Source organism: Boseongicola aestuarii (assembly GCF_900184815.1).
Classification (GTDB): Bacteria; Pseudomonadota; Alphaproteobacteria; order Rhodobacterales; family Rhodobacteraceae; genus Boseongicola; species Boseongicola aestuarii.
Genome location: NZ_FXXQ01000015.1, coordinates 29,929 through 46,465, shown reverse-complemented (window position 1 = coordinate 46,465; position 16,537 = coordinate 29,929). Strand labels below are relative to the sequence as shown.

Genomic DNA, 16,537 nt, shown 5'->3' with positions numbered 1-16,537 from the left:
CGAAAGCGATAGATGCAGAACATTGCGCGAACACCCTCTTTCCCTCGGCTGCGAACCTCGTTAGGGTTTCGCGCATGAGTGACTTTGCAAATGACAGTGATTTCCGCGACCGCATCCCCCTGTCCCAGCAGGCGCTTGCGGCGCGCGGCGCGCCGTATCTCGATGAATTGAATGCGGCACAACGCGAAGCGGTCGAGGCTCTGGACGGGCCGGTCTTGATGCTGGCGGGGGCCGGAACCGGCAAGACCAAGGCTTTGACCACGCGGATTGCACATTTGTTGTCGACAGGCCGCGCGCGTCCGAACGAAATCCTTTCCGTCACTTTCACCAACAAAGCCGCGCGCGAGATGAAGAACCGCGTCGGACGTCTGCTGGGGCAGGCAGTTGAAGGCGTGCCCTGGCTGGGGACGTTCCACGCGATCTGCGTCAAACTATTGCGGCGCCATGCCGAACTTGTCGGTCTGAAGACGAATTTCACAATCCTCGATACGGACGATCAGGTCCGCCTTTTGAAGCAGCTTGTTGTCGCCGCCGGGATCGACGAAAAGCGCTGGCCCGCCCGGCAGTTGGCGCATGTCATTGATGGCTGGAAAAACCGGGCCTGGACGCCCGACAAGGTGCCCGCCGGCGAGGCAGGGGCGTTCAATCACCAAGGCATTGAAATATATGAACAATACCAAGAGCGTCTGAAGACACTCAATGCCGTGGATTTCGGTGATTTGCTGCTGCATGTGGTATGGATTTTTCAAAACCACGAGGACGTGTTGGCGCAATACCAGCGTTGGTTCAAATATATCCTTGTCGACGAGTATCAGGACACGAACGTTGCACAATACCTGTGGCTGCGTCTGTTGGCGCAAGGTCACAAGAATATCTGCTGCGTGGGTGACGATGATCAGTCGATCTATGGCTGGCGCGGCGCCGAGGTGGGCAACATTCTGCGGTTCGAAAAGGATTTCCCCGGCGCGAAAGTAGTGCGGCTGGAGCAGAACTATCGCTCGACGCCGCATATCTTGGCGGCCGCGTCGGGTGTGATTTCGGCCAATGAGGGGCGGCTTGGCAAAACGTTGTTTACCGACCTCGACGAGGGCGAGAAGGTCAGGTTAATCGGCCATTGGGACGGCGACGAAGAAGCGCGGTGGATCGGCGAAGAGATTGAAAGCATGCAGCGTGGCACGCGGGGGCTGGAACCGTTCAGTCTCGATACCATGGCAATCCTCGTGCGAGCGTCGCACCAGATGCGGGCTTTCGAGGACCGGTTTCTGACGATCGGTCTGCCCTACCGCGTGATTGGCGGACCGCGGTTTTATGAACGCATGGAGATCCGCGATGCGATGGCCTATTTCCGGCTCGCGGTGTCACCTGAAAACGACCTGGCGTTCGAGCGGATCGTGAACACTCCGAAACGCGGTTTGGGCGACAAGGCGCAGCAGAAAATCCAGATGGAGGCGCGCTCGAATGGGGTGTCGCTGGTGGAAGGTGCCAAGATCCTGTTGGCCACGAAAGGGCTGACGGGGAAGGGTGCGATCGAGCTTGGCAAGCTGGTACTCGGGATCGAGCGCTGGCACGGTTTGGTGCAGGCCGGGGTCAGCCACATCGAAATTGCCGAGCAGGCGCTGGATGAAAGCGGCTATACCGAGCACTGGCAAAACGACAAGACGCCCGAGGCGCCGGGACGGCTGGAAAACCTGAAGGAATTGGTGAAAGCCCTTGAATCCTTTGAGAATCTTCAGGGGTTTCTGGAGCATGTTTCTCTCATCATGGACAACGAAAGTGACGAGGGCGAAGAGAAGGTCTCGATCATGACGCTGCATGCGGCCAAGGGTCTGGAATTCCCGGTTGTGTTCCTGCCGGGGTGGGAAGACGGGTTGTTCCCGTCGCAGCGCTCGATGGACGAAAGCGGATTGAAGGGGCTCGAGGAAGAACGCAGGCTGGCCTATGTCGGGATTACACGGGCCGAGGAAGTCGCGACGATCAGCTTTGCCGGCAATCGCATGGTCTACGGGCAATGGCAAAGCCAGATGCCGTCGCGGTTCATTGACGAATTGCCGGCAGATCATGTCGAGGTCCTGACGCCGCCCGGGCTTTACGGCGGTGGGTTTGGCGCGGCGTCCGGCGGCATGACCGGCGGCATCCAGAGCACGATTCACCAAAAGGCCGCCGAGGCCGATGGCTATAATTCACCGGGCTGGAAGCGCCTGCAGAGCCGAAGCCAGAAACGGGGCATGTCGCAACCCTCCGAAGCACGCAACATGGTAATCGACATGAGCGCGATTTCCGCCTTCACCGTGGGCGAACGGGTATTTCACCAGAAATTCGGTTACGGAGCCGTAACGGCAATCGAAGGCGACAAGCTCGACATTGCGTTCGACAAGGCAGGCGACAAAAAGGTTGTCGCAAAATTCATAACCGCTGCGGCCTCCGCCGGGGACGACGTGCCTTTTTGATTCCTTGCGAGGGGGCGCTGCCCCTCGGTTCGTTCAACCTCACCCCGAGAATTCCAGGACCCAAAGAACAGACAAAGCCTCCGCTTCCCTTCTTTTGTTCAAAATATCCCGGAGAGCGCGAGAGGCAGCGCCTCTCGCCCATCGCGGCGCCGAAGGCGGCGCAATCAATCAGTCCAGTTGCCAGCCCGGAACACCGCAACGCGATCTCCGTTTTGTGTTATACCGTCGATATCAGTTTCGGCGCTACCGATCATCCAGTCGACGTGGATGAGGGAAGAGTTTCCACCGCGTGCGTCGAGGGCCTCGTCGGAGATACCGTCGGCGTCGATCAGGCAGTCCTTGTAGCATTGTCCCAAAGCGATGTGGCAGGCAGCGTTTTCGTCGTAGAGCGTATTATAGAACAACAAGCCGCTTTCTGAGATTGGCGAGGCGTGGGGGACGAGGGCGACCTCGCCGAGGCGCGCGGCGCCGTCGTCGGTGGCGATGAGTTTTCGGAACACCTCTTCGCCGCGCGAGGCGCTGGCTTTGGTGATCCGGCCGTTTTCGAAGGTGACTTCGATATTCTCGATCAGGCTGCCCTGGTGGCTGAGGGGTTTGGATGCGCGGGCTGTCCCGTTTACGCGGGCGGCGTGAGGGGTAGTAAAGACTTCCTCGGTCGGGATGTTGGGGTTGCAGGTTATGCCGTTCTTGGCCTTTGCGGCACCGCCGGACCAGAGGTGGCCGTCTGCGAGGCCGACTGTCAGGTCGGTACCCGAACCGGTGAAATGCAGGGCTGCGAAGTCCTGTTCATTCAGCCAGTCGCGTCGTGTTGCCAGCGCGGCGTTGTGCTCGGCCCAGGCTGCCACAGGGTCGGGCACGTCGACGCGCGAGGCGGCGAACAGGGCTTTGGCAAGGGCAGCTTGTGCCTCATCGTCGGACAGGTCGGGAAAAACGAGTTTCGCCCAGGCGCGACCCGGGTAGGAAATGATCGACCAGTTGATCGCAAAGCTGGAGATTTTTTCCAGCGCGGGTTTATAGGCGATGGCATTGGCTTTGGAGGCGCGACCCACTTTCGCTGGGTCCATGTCGGAAAGGGCCATCGGATTTTCAGAGGAAACATGGAGGCGGGCGGCGTTGGCTTCATAGGCTTGTCCCATGCCTGCAAAGAGCCATGCGGGCGCGGCGTCGAAGCACTCGTAGTGGCCGTGCATGTAGCGGGCGCGGGTGATTTCTTCGTCTGACAGGATCGGGGTGACCACGCTGGCGCCTGCCTTGTAGGCGGCAACGGCGATGCGGCGCACAAGCGGCAGAGTTTCGGCCGCGCCGGTGAGCACAAGTTGCTGACCCGGTTGCAGGTTCAGACCCGTTCCGATGGCGACATCGGCGAGGCGGTCGAGGAAGGCGGTATCGAAGGGAAGGTGGGCGTCGGACATGTCTGGAGGCTCCTTTGTTGGAGGGACCATAGAGTGCGGGTTTGTGGTTGGGAAAGGGCTGGGGTCGGAAAAAAGGGGTTCGTCCAAAAGAAAAAGCGCCCTCGAAAGAGGACGCATTTTTCTGACGCAATGTCGCGTTTTATCAGGCGGCTTTGGCCTGCTCGGCGGCGTTGCGGCGTTCGCTTTCTTCACGGCTGAGCGCCACGGATGTGCGCACGCCTTTCGAGACGAACTCCATCAGACCCTTCACAACACGTTCGTTGGGGTCGATGCCAGCGCAGGACAGAACTTCGCGGCCGTCGCGCGAGCGCGCCCAGCGTGCGATCTGTTCAGGACCGTTGCCATATTTCTTGTCGTCAGCAATTGCATCATCGAGCGCTGCCAGAACCACAGCTGCGAACAGTTTGCGCGCGCGGTTTCCTTGCTCGTGGTTGAATGCGGTGCCGTCCACAAAATCAGCCATTCGTTTTCCTTTTGTTATTGCTCTTGCATTTCTCGGCGTGACGTCCCTTATGACTGTTCCCGGACCGCTTTAGGTTTGCTATTTAGGAATGCCTACTATGCGCTTAGCGCATAGCTTGACGCTTTCTTCCCATGACTTTCGCCGCCTTGTCAGTGTCTTATCCCTATAATATAGCGACAATGATCTTTTTATCAACTTTAACGCTTGGTTAACTTGAATGCCCAAAATCAATGGAAACGAGATTCGCGTCGGAAATGTTCTTGAACATAATGGCGGTTTGTGGGTTGCGGTCAAAACCGACCATGTCAAACCCGGCAAAGGGGGAGCCTTTGCGCAAGTCGAGATGAAAAACCTGCGAAATGGCTCGAAACTGAACGAGCGGTTTCGCTCGGCGGACAAGGTCGAAAAGGTCCGGCTTGAGCAGAAGGACCAGCAGTTTCTTTACGAGAGCGACGGCATGCTGGTCTTCATGGATTCCGAGACGTTCGAGCAGATCGAGCTTCCGGCGGATATTTTGGGTGAGCGTCGTCCGTTCCTTCAGGACGGCATGACGATTGTGATCGAGTATCATGACAGCGAAGCGTTGAGCGCGTCCCTGCCGCAGAAAGTGACTTGCAAGGTTGTCGAGACCGAACCCGTGGTCAAAGGCCAGACGGCTGCCAATTCGTTCAAGCCTGCGATCCTGGATTGCGGCGTGAAGGTCATGGTGCCGCCCTTCGTCGGGCCGGACGAGGACATTATCGTCAACACAGAGACGATGGAATATTCCGAGCGCGCCTGAGATAAAGGCCACGCCTTCGGCGTGACGCGATTGTTTGGGCCGCCCGCAGGGCGGCCTTTGCCTTTGGCGAGGATACTTTTGCCAAAAAGAAGGTCAGGTCAGGCGCGTGATCGTGGCGCTCGCGGCTGTCATTTCACCGGTTGCGCGGTCAAAGCGCAAGTAAGCGAGCGCCTTGCCGCCTGATTGGGTATAGAGCGTGCCTGCGGCTTTGCCGTCGGCGGTGGTGATTTCAGAACCGACGAGGGCCGCGCCGGAGATTGCTACTTTGGCGAGGCCCTTTTTCAGTTCCGTCTTGTGTTTCATCCGGGCCGTGACTTCCTGTCCGACGTAGCAGCCTTTCTTGAAGTCGACGCCGTTCAGCCGTTCGAAGTCCAGCTCCAGAGGGTAGCTGTCGTTTGGAACCAGTTCGATTCCGGTTTCGGGGATCATATGTGTGACGCGCAGGTCGTCCCAGTCGGCGGGAACGTCGGGGCGGCCGTCGTAGGCGCGCCAGCCGAGGTCGGCGTGGCGCGGATCGGCGAATGCGCCGTCTGGAGCCCGACCCGGGCCTCTGGATGGGGTGATCTCGGTTGCCTCGATCTGAACGTCGGCGCGCAGTTTATACATCGTGAGGCGTTGTGCGAGGGTTTGGGCGAGGCTTTCCGCGACGTCGAGCAGGATGACCTCATCCGCGGGCACGAGGAAGAAATCGGCGAGGTACTTGCCCTGGGGCGTGAGAAGCGCGGTCCAGACGAGGCCGTCTTTCAGACGGTTAATATCGTTGGTGATCAGGTTTTGCAGGAAGTCCTGCCTGTCGCTGCCGGTGATTTTAAGAACTTTGCGGCCGTCCATGCTGGTCTCTCCTTCTTTCAGGGTTCAATATAGAGCGGCTTTGACAGGACTTCATCCCATGCACGCACCAATATCTGTTGTGATCCCGACGCTGAATGTCGCGGCCTTGTTGCCGGGGACGGCGGAGGCATTGATGGCGGGGGTGACCGAAGGCGTGATTGGGGAGTTGGTGGTCTCGGATGGCGGGTCGGACGATGGCACTTTGGATGTGGCGCGCGCGCTGGGGGCGGAGATTGTCGAAGGGCCGGCTGGGCGTGGAGGGCAGATTGCACGCGGCGTGGCGGCTGCGCGGGGCCGGTGGGTTTTGATCTTGCATGCGGATACGCATCTGAGCGCGCATTGGGTGGAGGCGGCTTTGCGGCATATGCGTGAGCACGGCGAGACGGCAGGGTATTTCCGGTTGGTGTTCCGGGCGGCTGGCGTGGCGCCGAAGCTGGTGGCGTTGGGCGCGAATCTGCGTTCGAGGGTGTTTGGTTTGCCGTATGGGGATCAGGGGTTGTTGGTTGCGCGTTCGGTTTTGGACAGCGTTGGCGGCGTGCCGGATGTGGCTTTGATGGAGGACGTCGCCCTGGCGCGCGCACTTAAAGGGCGGCTCAGGATGATGGAGGCCGAGGCGCAGACTTCGGCGGCGCGATATCTGGCGGAGGGCTGGGCGCGGCGGGTCATGCGAAATCTCTGGACACTGGTGCGGTATCTGCTGGGTGCGCGGCCGGAGGCGCTGGTGCGCGGGTACGAGGCGCGGCGTTAGGTTTCGGAGAATTGCAGGGCGTAGAGGCCGGCGTAGACGCCGCCACGGTCGAGGAGCTCTTCGTGGCGACCTTCGTCGACGACGCGGCCTTTATCCATCACAACGATCTTGTCAGCGTTGCGGATAGTGGAGAGGCGGTGCGCGATGACCAGAGTGGTGCGGTTCCGGGCGAGATCGTCGAGGGCGGCCTGCACGCGGACTTCGGATTGGGCATCCAGCGCCGAGGTAGCCTCGTCCAGAAGGAGTACCGGCGCGTTGCGCAGGAGCGCGCGGGCGATGGCGACGCGTTGGCGTTGCCCTCCCGAGAGGGCGGAACCGCGGGGGCCAGCTGGGCTTTCGAGACCCATTGGCAGGTTTGCGACGACTTCGGTCAGATGTGCGGCTTCGACGGCGTTGGCGAGGGCTTCGTCGGTGACGTCTTTGGTGTTCAGGATGATGTTGTCGCGCAAGCTTTCGTCGAACATCGGCGCGTCTTGTGTCACGACGGAATAGAGCGCGCGCAGGTCCGCAAGGCCAAGGTCGGTGCTTTTGGTATCGTTGATCGTGATCACGCCTTCGCTAGGGTCGACTAGCCGGGTCAGCACGTTGAAAACAGTGGATTTTCCGGCACCAGACGCTCCGACGAGAGCTGTGGTCTTTCCTGCTTTTGCGGTGAAGCTGGCGCCGTTCAGGGCCGGTTCGGTCCCGTATCGCACGACGACGTTGTCGAGCGCAATGTCGGCGTTTTCGGGGGACGCGATGGCGGGTTTCGGAGTTGCGGGCGAGGTGATGGTCGGGGCGGCTTCGAAGATGTCCTGAATACGTTCGAGGCTGGCGCGGGCGGCCTGCCATGCGCCCGTGACGTTGGCGACGCGGCGCAAAGGCTCGAATATCAGGCCCATGGCGGTGAAGAAGGACATGAACTCGCCCACGGTTTTGTCGCCGTCGATGATCTGGTTGCCGCCGTAGACAAGCACACCGGCAAAGCCGATTGCGGCCACGAAATCGGTCATTGCCGGGATCGCAGCCTGACCGACGCGGGCGTGCATTTCCTGTTTCAGGTAGGCGCCTGCATTGCTGCCAAAGCGGTCGTTTTCGCGGGTTTCGCTGGTGTTCAGCTTGATCGTGTTGATGCCGTGGAAGATCTCGTCGAGGCGGTTGGAAAGGCGGGCGGCGGCGTCTCGGGCTGCGAAGGTGCGTTTTCTGACGTAGCGCTGAAGCGCGACCACGGGGCCGAGGAGAAGCGGCGCGCCTGCGATGGCGATGAGGGTCCAAAGCCAGTCGACGGAGATAGCTACGGCGAGAAGGGCGATCAGGCTGACCACATCGCGGCCAACGACGCCAAGAACAACGGCCCAGATGTTGTTGGCCGCTGTCGTGTCGCCGCGGACGCGCTCGATCAGGGTGCCGGGGGGATTGGATTGGAAAAAGCGGCTGTCGAGGGTGACAAGATGCGCCACCATGTCCTTTTGCATCGACGTGATGATCCGAAGGCCCGCGCCTTGCATCAGGACACGATGGCCAAAGGCCGACACGGCGCGGACGACGAAGATCATGCCGATGGCCAGCGCGACCCAACCGACAGCGGCGCGGTCGCCTGCGATGAACACCTGGTCGAACATCGGCTGCACGATGTAGCTGAGTGCGCCCAGCATAGAGCCTTCAATCGCCATGAGCAGTATTGCGATCCCTAGCCAGACTCGCTGCGGCTTGAGGTAGATGCGCCACAGCCAGCCGATCAGCGGACGGTTCTTGTTGTCCTTGTTGCGGCTTTCACCGAGGGGAATGGATGGGTTGGTCACGGGTGGCTCGGGGTTAGGGCGTTCAGGACTGACTAGCGGTAACACGCGAGGCAGACAAGCAAGCCGGTGATTGACCCGGTGATGGTGGGGATTTAGGTGGTGACGTCCGCGCAAGGGAGTTTGTGCAATGTCGCTTGGAAATGGTCGCCACTATCTTGCAATTCCGGGGCCGTCGGTCATTCCGGATCGTGTTCTGGCGGCGATGCATCGGCCTGCGCCGAACATTTATCACGGTGAATTGACTGAGATGGTGCCGGGGATCGTCACCGATCTGAAGGCGGTGGCGCGGACCAAGCATCACGCGGCGATCTATATAGCGAACGGTCATGGGGTTTGGGAAGCAGCCATTACCAATGTCTTTTCACGCGGAGACAAGGTGCTGGTGCCGTCGACGGGGACGTTTTCGGAAGGCTGGGCCGGGATGGCGCGGGCGCTGGGCGTGGACGCGGAAGTGATGGATTTCGGCAAGCGCTCGGCGATTGATCTGGCGCGGCTGGCCGAACGATTGGCGGCTGATATAGGACACGAAATCAAGGCCGTGATGACGGTGCAAGTGGATACCTCGACGTCTGTTCGCAATGATGTTGCTGCACTGAGACGGGTTCTGGATGAGGTCGGGCATCCCGCGCTTTTGATGATTGATTGCATCGCCTGTCTTGGGTGCGACGATTTCCAGATGGACGCCTGGGGTGTCGATGTGATGGTGACGGGGTGTCAGAAGGGCCTGATGACGCCGCCCGGAATGGCGTTTGTCTTCTTTAACGACAAGGCGGACCGGGCGCGTGAGGCGGCCAATTGCGTGACGCCCTATTGGGATTGGCGCCCTCGGGTCGATCCGGAGTTGTTTTACCTCTATTTCTGCGGGACTGCGCCGACGCATCATTTGTATGGGTTGCGCGCGGCGCTGGACATGATCGCGGAGGAAGGTCTGGACAATGTGCTGCGACGGCACGCGGTTCTCGCGCGCTCGGTCTGGGCGGCGTTCGAGCGTTGGGGTGACGTCGGGCCGTTGGAGTTGAACGTGCAGGATCCGGGCGCGCGCAGTCATGCGGTAACGAGCGTGCGTGTCGGGTCAGAAAAGAGCACCGCTCTGCGCGAGTGGGTCGAGGAGCGCGCGGGTCTGACGCTTGGGATCGGACTCGGGATGGCGCCTGCTGGGACGCCGGAATGGCATCGTTTCTTCCGTGTGGGACACATGGGCCATGTGAATGCGCATATGGTTCTGGGCGCGCTTGCGACGATCGAGGCAGGCTTGACGGCTGTCGGTATCGAGCACGCTTCCGGTGGTGTGGATGCGGCGGCGTCGATTGTGGCGCGCGAGGCTTAACTGTCTGATCTGCGACGGAAATCGACCATCATCAGGCGATCTGCAAGCGCGCTGAGCAGGCCCGCGACGAGAAGGCCCCAGACCGCCCAGATGGCGAACAGGATCATGAACACGATCACACCGAACGAGGCGAGAAAGGCGTTCGTGTAGTTCTGGACGGCGTCCGGGTATGTCTTGTGTTCATTGCGCATCGAAAGAAGGATAGCAGTTCAGATTTAAGAAGCCAGTAACGCGCGCAACAATTGTTCGCGATGAATTTGGATTAGCGGGATTTTGCCGCTTTGAGGGCATCAGGCAGGGCGGCGCGGAAGAGGTCAAGCTCGTCTGGCGGGCCGCAGGTAACGCGTATGCAGCGATCTCCCGGGGCGGCGAAGGGCTTGCGCACGAAAATCCCCCGCGCGCCCAGTTCCTCGAGCACAGCAATGGCGAAATCCGCGTCCGCGCCGCAGTTGATGGTGACGAAATTGGTGCTGGAAGGGATAGGCGTGAGGCCGTTTCCCTGCGCGATCTTCGAGATTGTATCACGGGCGGCGGCCACGTCTTTGAGGGACCTTGCGAGGTGCTTCTGGTCCTGGAGAGCGGCAAGCGCGCCGATCTGCGCGGTGCGGTTCATGCCAAAGTGATTGCGGACTTTTTCGAAAGCCTGAACGATATCCCGGTGGCCAAAGGCATAGCCCACGCGCGCGCCGGCCATGCCGTAAGCCTTTGAAAAGGTGCGCATACGGATAACATTCGGGTTGGTCGTGTCGATCTCGGGCACGGTGTCGTCGTCGATGAATTCGACATATGCCTCGTCGAGAATGAGCAGGCATTCGGGGTTCAGATCGGCGATCATGTCGTCAATGACGCCGTAGTCATGGTGCGTGCCCATGGGGTTGTCGGGGTTGGAGAGATAGATCAGGCGGGCGTTGGTGTCGGAGGCGGCTTTAAGGAGCGCTTCGGGGTCTTCCATGTCGTCCTTGTAGGGCACTTTCGTGAGCGTGCCGCCGTATCCGGTGACGTGGTAGTTGAAGGTCGGGTAAGCGCCGTCGGAGGTGACGACCGAGGTGCCGGGTTCGACATAGAGGCGCACGAGGTAGCCCAGAAGCGTATCGATGCCTTCGCCGACGACAACCTCATCGGCGGCGACCTGGAGGTGGCGCGCGATGGCGCGGCGCAGGTCGTGGCTTTCGGGGTCGGGGTATTTCCAGATCTCGGCGTTGGCGTCTTCCATGGCTTTCAGGGCCTTAGGGGAAGGACCGAAGAGATTCTCATTCGCGCCAAGGCGTGCTGCGAAGGTCTTGCCCATTTTGCGTTCCGTGGCTTCGGGGCCGACAAAGGGGACGGTTGCGGGGAGGCTTTCTGCCAGAGGAGTCAGGGGTGGTTTGGTCATGATTTCTGGATGAACACAGAAAGCGGGCTTGGGTGCAAGGGATTGAATTCGCATTGTTTGCGCATATATGAGAATGGTTCGCAACTAGAGAGTCCGCGATGATGAACAGACGGATGTTTCTAGCCGGAACCGCAGCGGCGGCTGGGGCCCGGTTGGTGCCGGTGGTCTCAAAACCTGGCGGGCGTCGAGTGTTAACCTTGGTTTACGACAAGTCGCTTGGGATGATGCGGGCCGTTGATCGGGTTGTGCGATAGCTGGTCAATTACCACAAAAGGGTTAACGGCGCGTTGCCGGTTGTCGATTGCGTGCAATCGACGTCTGGCGGGGGTGTTACCCCCGCGCCCCCTGGATATTTTCAAACAGAAGAAGGGGTTAGCCGACGTCCTTTAGGAGGTTCAGGGCTGTGTTCAGCCGTGTTTCCTCTTCCTCGCGGGCGGCGAGGTTTTCCTGAGTTTCCGCGATGACCTCTTCGGGGGCGCTTTCGAGGAACTTTGGGTTTTTCAATCTGCCGCGCAGGCCGCCAAGCTCTTTGGCGAGTTTGCCTAAGGTCTTTTCAAGTCTGGCTTTTTCCGCCGCGACGTCGATCAAGCCTTCAAGGGGAAGGGCGAAGGTAGCGCCTTCGACGGCGATGGTGGCAGCGCCTTTTGGGGCTTCATCGACCACGGTGAGGCCTTCGATACCGGCTTCGCGGTCGCGCAGGATGATGACTTCGTTTCTGGCCCATGCGGCTTTGCCTGCCTCGTCGCATGACAGTTGTAGGAGCGGGGCCTTCAGCGATTTCGGCACGTTCATTTCGCCCCGGATACGGCGGACCTTTTCGATGAGATCGCGAACCCAGTTCAGTTCAGCCGTGGCGCTTTCATCAATAAGTTCAACGCCATAGGTTGGCCACTTGGTCGTGACGAGCAGGCCTTCGCGGTTAGCGGCGAGGCCCCAGATTTCCTCGGTGACGTATGGCATGACGGGGTGCATGAGGATCAGAAGTTGATCGAGCGCCCATGCCATTGTGGCACGGGTTTCGTCGGCATAATCAGTGTCGAAGAGCGGTTTGGAGAATTCGAGATACCAGTCGCAATAGGTGTAAGTGAACGCGTAGAGCGTTGATGCGGCGTCATTAAATCTGAATTTCTCAAGCGCCTCATCAACGGCGATACGGGTTTTGGCGACCTCGCCGACGATCCATTTATTGACCGGATGTGCGGCGTCGGTATCACGTCGGTTTAACGTCGGTATTGCGTCGGTGCCACCGAGCGCTGCGTTCATCTCTGCGAAACGTGCAGCGTTCCAGAGCTTGGTTGTGAAGTTGCGATAGCCTTGGATGCGCTGCGTCGAAAGCTTCAGGTCCCGGCCCATGGCGGCCATGGACGTGAGCGTGAATCGCACCGCGTCGGCGCCGTATTCGTCGATGAGTTCCAGCGGGTCGAGAACGTTGCCCAACGACTTGGACATCTTCTTGCCCTTCTCGTCACGCACGAGGGCGTGGACGTAGACGGTGTCGAAGGGGCGGTCGCCGACGACGGCGTATTGCATCATCATCATCCGGGCGACCCAGAAGAAGATGATGTCGAACCCGGTGACGAGGACGGAGGTGGGGAAGTATTTTTCCAGCGCTTCGGTTTGTTCGGGCCAACCGAGGGTGCCGATGGGCCACAGGCCGGAAGAGAACCATGTGTCCAGAACGTCGGGGTCGCGCCAGACGGGGTAGACGAGGTGGGTCGGGTCCTGGCTGACGGTGTAGTCTGCGAGGCTGGCCGCGATTGCGTCAGCGGCGGCATTTCGGTCGGCGACTTCGACCACGCGGGCGCGATGGAGCGGGGTGGGAAGTTTGGATAGAACGTCGTCAAAGCGAGCGGTGACATCGTCAAAATTGGCGGCAGCATGGTGGTGTTCGTCGCCAATGAGGAGCGCCTGATCGGAGAGGAGGCGTCGGAGTTCAACCTCATCAAGCGCGCCGTCGCCTTCGTCGTCCTTGAAGCCAGCGCCGCTGAGGTCGAAGCCATACCAAACCGGAATCTGGTGCCCCCACCAGAGTTGGCGCGAGATGCACCATGGCTCGATGTTCTCAAGCCAGTTGAAATAGACCTTCTTGTGCTGCTCGGGCAGGATCTCGGTGGTGCCGTCGCGGACGGCCTCCAACGCGGGATCAACGATTTTGGCGGTGTCGACGAACCATTGGTCAGTGAGCATCGGCTCGATAACGACCTTGGAGCGGTCGCCGAAGGGCTGCATGATCTTCTTGGATTCGACGAAGGGGCGGCGGCTGAGGTCTTCTGCGTTGGTCTCGGGGTCGATCTCTTTGTGGAGATAAGTGACGGCGAGGCCTTCGTCGGTGATTTGCTTGATGACTTTCTCACGCGCCTCGAACCGGTCGAGTCCGCGCAGGTCGTCGGGGATGAGGTTGATGGTGTCGGCTTCGGACTCGGAGAGCGTGCGCTTACCCTTGGCGACGGCCATCGCAACAGCGGCCATTTCGGCGTAGGGGGCGCCGTCGTCGCGCATCGCGCCTTTGGTGTCCATCAGGCGATACATCGGAATGCCGCCGCGCTTGGCGACCTGGTAGTCGTTGAAGTCATGCGCGCCGGTGATCTTGACCGCGCCCGAGCCGAAGTCGGGGTCGGGGTATTCGTCGGTGATGATCGGGATCAGGCGGCGGTGCTCTTTCGGGCCGACCGGGATTTCGCACAAGTGTCCGACGATGGGGGCGTAGCGTTCGTCAGAAGGATGCACGGCAACTGCGCCGTCGCCGAGCATGGTTTCGGGGCGCGTTGTGGCGATGGAGATGTAGTCGCGGGTTTCGCGCAATGTGACTGCGCCGTGTTCGTCTTTTTCAACGTACTCATAAGTTGCCCCGCCCGCGAGGGGGTATTTGAAGTGCCACATGTGGCCGTCGACTTCGATGTTTTCGACTTCGAGATCCGAGATGGCAGTCTCAAAGTGCGGGTCCCAGTTGACGAGGCGTTTGCCGCGATAGATCAGGCCGTCTTCATACATCTTGACGAAGACCTTGATGACGGCGTCGTGGAAGTTGCCTTCTTCACCGGCGGGTGCGCCGGGTGCTCCGGACATGGTGAAGGCGTTGCGGGACCAGTCGCAGGACGCGCCGAGGCGTTTCAGTTGTTCGATGATGGTTCCGCCGGATTTCTGTTTCCACTCCCAGATCTTGGCGGTGAAGTCTTCGCGGGTGAAGTCTGTGCGGCGTTTGCCTTCGGTGGCGAGTTGGCGTTCGACGACCATTTGCGTAGCGATGCCCGCGTGGTCCTGACCCGGCTGCCAGAGCGTGTCGTGCCCCTGCATCCGGTGCCAGCGCGTCAGGATGTCCTGAAGCGTGTTGTTGAAGGCGTGGCCCATGTGCAGAACGCCGGTGACGTTGGGAGGCGGGATCATGATGGAAAACGTCTCGGCCCCTTCGCGCCCGTTCGCGCCAGCCTTGAACGCGCCCGCTTTTTCCCATGCGGCATAGAGGCGGGCTTCGGCTTCGTGGGCGTCGAATGTCTTGTTCATCGGCATGGGGGCGTTTTCCTTGGCGTATGTGCGAAGGGGCTTTTAGCGCGGGCTTGGGGCGAGGAAAAGGGGCTAGAAGGCGCGGCGGTCGATACGGGTCGACAGGTGGATGAGCGATTCCGAGGTGCGCACGCCGTTGACGGTGCCGATGGCGTCAAGGGCGGAGTCGAGGGCTTCGGTGGTTTGCGCCGATAGCGTGACGATCAGGTCAAAGCGCCCCGATGCGGTATGGGCGGCGCGCACTTCGGGCAGGGCCTTGAGCTTGGACAGGACGGGGGCAAGTTTCATCGGGTCGATCTGCAGAAGGACCGTGGCGCGCAGGCGCTCCGAGCGCATGATGTCGCCGAGGCGGACGGTGTAACCGGTGATGACGCCCTTGCGTTCGAGCCGGTCGAGGCGGGCCTGCACGGTGGAGCGGGCGAGGTCCATGTGCTGGGCGAGAGACGCGACCGGCATACGGGCGTTTTCGACAAGGAGTTCGATCAGTTCTTCGTCAATCTCGTCCATTTGTAGTCCTGTATCGGCGATATGACAGATAATACCGTCGAAATGAACGATTACACAATATGTTTCGACAGATTTGGACGGTAAAAAGAGCGTGTCTTTACCTTTCCGGGATTTTTGAAGGAACGTCGATGTCTCTGGTTACCGCTCTTTACGCTTCACCCTCGCAACACCTTTTGTCGCACGCACCGGATCATCCTGTGTTGTATTTTGCACCGTCGATATTGCAGGCGACGGCGAAGCGGTTTTTGTCCGGATTTCCGGGGCTTGTGACCTATGCGGTCAAGGCGAACGATGCCGAGGAAGTGCTTGAGAACCTGATGGCGGCCGGTGTCGAGGCGTTTGATGTCGCATCGCCGTTCGAGATGGCACGGGTGAAGAAGCTGATGCCGTCAGCTGTTCTGCATTACAACAACCCGGTACGTTCCGAAGCGGAAGTTGCGACGGCGATTGCACACGGCGTGGCGTCGTATTCGGTCGACTCGATGGGCGAATTGGCGAAGCTGGTGCGCTGCGGTGTGCCCTTGTCGGCGGAAGTCTCGGTGCGGCTGCGGTTGCCCGTGAAGGGCGCAGCCTATGATTTCGGGGTGAAATTTGGCGCGGATCCGGAGCTTGCCGTGTCGCTTTTGCGTGCCGTGGCCGAGGCGGGTTTTGTTCCTTCGATGACTTTCCACCCAGGCACGCAATGTGCCGACCCGACAGCCTGGGGCGTTTATATTGATTCCTGTGCCGCCGTTGCGCGCGATGCCGGGGTCACGTTGGAACGTTTGAATGTTGGTGGGGGATATGCCGCGCATCGCACTGGTGCTGCGCCTGACCTTGAGGCGATTTTCGCGGCGATCGAACTGGCGGCGACACGGGCTTTTGGTGACGCGGCACCTGCGCTGGTGTGTGAGCCGGGTCGTGCGATGGTGGCCGAATCCTTCAGTCTTGCCACACGCGTCAAAGCGATCCGCGACGACAACGCGGTGTTCCTGAACGACGGCATTTATGGCGGTCTGGCCGAATTGCCGATCCTAGGCAACACGGACCGGATCGAGCTTGTATCCTTGAACGGCAAACGCGACGCGGCACCGATCGAACATATCGTCTTTGGGCCGACCTGTGACTCGCTGGACCGTCTGCCGGGCACGGTCGCTTTGGCGGGCGATCTTGCCGAAGGGGACTGGCTGATCTGGCACGGGCTTGGCGCTTATTCGACAGCAACTGTCACGCGTTTCAATGGTTACGGTGCAATCGAAGTCGTCACCACGAACCGTTTGGCCTGACCGCAAGATCGCAACATTCTTCACGGCAATTTTCATGGAAGATCCATGGCTTGATGCTTAGGTCATTTCCATGAACGAGACGGATCGGACGCGCAGAATGCT

At 60.2% G+C, this 16,537-nt stretch carries 13 protein-coding genes; 5 read left to right on the top strand and 8 right to left on the bottom strand.

Annotation, left to right across the window (positions count from 1 at the left end; translation table 11 throughout):
- Positions 1 to 74: 74 nt before the first annotated feature.
- A complete protein-coding gene (locus BOA8489_RS17225; RefSeq protein ID WP_093975548.1) occupies positions 75 to 2,447 on the top strand; it encodes an ATP-dependent helicase in 2,373 nt (790 codons plus the stop codon).
- A 164-nt stretch (positions 2,448 to 2,611) separates the two neighbouring features.
- Here BOA8489_RS17225 and BOA8489_RS17220 read toward each other — a convergent pair whose 3' ends face one another.
- Both BOA8489_RS17220 and BOA8489_RS17215 read right to left on the bottom strand, forming a co-directional pair.
- Positions 2,612 to 3,859, bottom strand: a complete 1,248-nt coding sequence (locus BOA8489_RS17220; protein WP_093975547.1) for an aminopeptidase — start codon at positions 3,857 to 3,859, stop codon at positions 2,612 to 2,614.
- A 142-nt stretch (positions 3,860 to 4,001) separates the two neighbouring features.
- Entirely contained in the window at positions 4,002 to 4,322 is a 321-nt protein-coding gene (locus BOA8489_RS17215; RefSeq protein ID WP_093975546.1) for a DUF6280 family protein, read from the bottom strand.
- A 217-nt stretch (positions 4,323 to 4,539) separates the two neighbouring features.
- Here BOA8489_RS17215 and efp point away from each other — a divergent pair, with 217 nt between their 5' ends.
- A complete protein-coding gene (efp, locus tag BOA8489_RS17210) occupies positions 4,540 to 5,103 on the top strand; it encodes an elongation factor P (RefSeq protein ID WP_093975545.1) in 564 nt (187 codons plus the stop codon).
- Between the two features lie 93 nt (positions 5,104 to 5,196).
- Here the strand turns inward: efp and ygfZ are convergent, their stop codons facing one another.
- Positions 5,197 to 5,934 (bottom strand): CAF17-like 4Fe-4S cluster assembly/insertion protein YgfZ, encoded by a 738-nt coding sequence (gene ygfZ / locus BOA8489_RS17205; RefSeq protein ID WP_093975544.1) that lies wholly within the window; start codon positions 5,932 to 5,934, stop codon positions 5,197 to 5,199.
- Positions 5,935 to 5,992: 58 nt separating this feature from the next.
- Here ygfZ and BOA8489_RS17200 point away from each other — a divergent pair, with 58 nt between their 5' ends.
- Positions 5,993 to 6,682, top strand: coding sequence for a TIGR04283 family arsenosugar biosynthesis glycosyltransferase (locus BOA8489_RS17200; protein ID WP_093975543.1), 690 nt, complete (start codon positions 5,993 to 5,995; stop codon positions 6,680 to 6,682).
- Here BOA8489_RS17200 and BOA8489_RS17195 read toward each other — a convergent pair.
- The gene (locus BOA8489_RS17195) at positions 6,679 to 8,463 is read right to left on the bottom strand and encodes an ABC transporter ATP-binding protein (RefSeq protein ID WP_245813941.1); all 1,785 of its coding nucleotides are present in this window, start codon (positions 8,461 to 8,463) and stop codon (positions 6,679 to 6,681) included. The genes BOA8489_RS17200 and BOA8489_RS17195 overlap by 4 nt on opposite strands.
- Positions 8,464 to 8,590: 127 nt before the next feature.
- Here BOA8489_RS17195 and BOA8489_RS17190 point away from each other — a divergent pair, with 127 nt between their 5' ends.
- Positions 8,591 to 9,790 (top strand): pyridoxal-phosphate-dependent aminotransferase family protein, encoded by a 1,200-nt coding sequence (locus tag BOA8489_RS17190; protein WP_093975542.1) that lies wholly within the window; start codon positions 8,591 to 8,593, stop codon positions 9,788 to 9,790.
- Here BOA8489_RS17190 and BOA8489_RS17185 read toward each other — a convergent pair.
- The 4 genes from BOA8489_RS17185 to BOA8489_RS17165 all read right to left on the bottom strand — a co-directional run bounded on the left by BOA8489_RS17185 (position 9,787) and on the right by BOA8489_RS17165 (position 15,170).
- Positions 9,787 to 9,981: a hypothetical protein gene (locus BOA8489_RS17185; protein WP_093975541.1), complete on the bottom strand. Its 195-nt coding sequence runs from the start codon at positions 9,979 to 9,981 to the stop codon at positions 9,787 to 9,789. The two genes, BOA8489_RS17190 and BOA8489_RS17185, sit on opposite strands and share 4 nt — an antisense overlap.
- 71 nt (positions 9,982 to 10,052) lie before the next feature.
- Positions 10,053 to 11,162 (bottom strand): pyridoxal phosphate-dependent aminotransferase, encoded by a 1,110-nt coding sequence (locus tag BOA8489_RS17180; RefSeq protein ID WP_093975564.1) that lies wholly within the window; start codon positions 11,160 to 11,162, stop codon positions 10,053 to 10,055.
- A 372-nt stretch (positions 11,163 to 11,534) separates the two neighbouring features.
- Positions 11,535 to 14,669, bottom strand: a complete 3,135-nt coding sequence (locus tag BOA8489_RS17170; protein ID WP_093975539.1) for a valine--tRNA ligase — start codon at positions 14,667 to 14,669, stop codon at positions 11,535 to 11,537.
- A 66-nt stretch (positions 14,670 to 14,735) separates the two neighbouring features.
- Positions 14,736 to 15,170, bottom strand: coding sequence for an Lrp/AsnC family transcriptional regulator (locus BOA8489_RS17165; RefSeq protein WP_093975538.1), 435 nt, complete (start codon positions 15,168 to 15,170; stop codon positions 14,736 to 14,738).
- 128 nt (positions 15,171 to 15,298) lie between these two features.
- Here BOA8489_RS17165 and BOA8489_RS17160 point away from each other — a divergent pair, with 128 nt between their 5' ends.
- A complete protein-coding gene (locus tag BOA8489_RS17160) occupies positions 15,299 to 16,435 on the top strand; it encodes a type III PLP-dependent enzyme (RefSeq protein WP_093975563.1) in 1,137 nt (378 codons plus the stop codon).
- Positions 16,436 to 16,537 lie beyond the last annotated feature (102 nt).

Excerpts from the sequence above, each read along its gene's own strand:
- BOA8489_RS17190 (WP_093975542.1), top strand. The coding sequence starts at position 8,591 with ATGTCGCTTGGAAATGGTCGCCACTATCTTGCAATTCCGGGGCCGTCG.
- BOA8489_RS17200 (WP_093975543.1), top strand. The coding sequence starts at position 5,993 with ATGCACGCACCAATATCTGTTGTGATCCCGACGCTGAATGTCGCGGCC.
- BOA8489_RS17225 (WP_093975548.1), top strand. The coding sequence starts at position 75 with ATGAGTGACTTTGCAAATGACAGTGATTTCCGCGACCGCATCCCCCTG.
- BOA8489_RS17180 (WP_093975564.1), bottom strand. The coding sequence starts at position 11,162 with ATGACCAAACCACCCCTGACTCCTCTGGCAGAAAGCCTCCCCGCAACC.
- ygfZ (WP_093975544.1), bottom strand. The coding sequence starts at position 5,934 with ATGGACGGCCGCAAAGTTCTTAAAATCACCGGCAGCGACAGGCAGGAC.
- efp (WP_093975545.1), top strand. The coding sequence starts at position 4,540 with ATGCCCAAAATCAATGGAAACGAGATTCGCGTCGGAAATGTTCTTGAA.
- BOA8489_RS17170 (WP_093975539.1), bottom strand. The coding sequence starts at position 14,669 with ATGCCGATGAACAAGACATTCGACGCCCACGAAGCCGAAGCCCGCCTC.
- BOA8489_RS17160 (WP_093975563.1), top strand. The coding sequence starts at position 15,299 with ATGTCTCTGGTTACCGCTCTTTACGCTTCACCCTCGCAACACCTTTTG.
- BOA8489_RS17165 (WP_093975538.1), bottom strand. The coding sequence starts at position 15,170 with ATGGACGAGATTGACGAAGAACTGATCGAACTCCTTGTCGAAAACGCC.
- BOA8489_RS17185 (WP_093975541.1), bottom strand. The coding sequence starts at position 9,981 with ATGCGCAATGAACACAAGACATACCCGGACGCCGTCCAGAACTACACG.
- BOA8489_RS17220 (WP_093975547.1), bottom strand. The coding sequence starts at position 3,859 with ATGTCCGACGCCCACCTTCCCTTCGATACCGCCTTCCTCGACCGCCTC.
- BOA8489_RS17215 (WP_093975546.1), bottom strand. The coding sequence starts at position 4,322 with ATGGCTGATTTTGTGGACGGCACCGCATTCAACCACGAGCAAGGAAAC.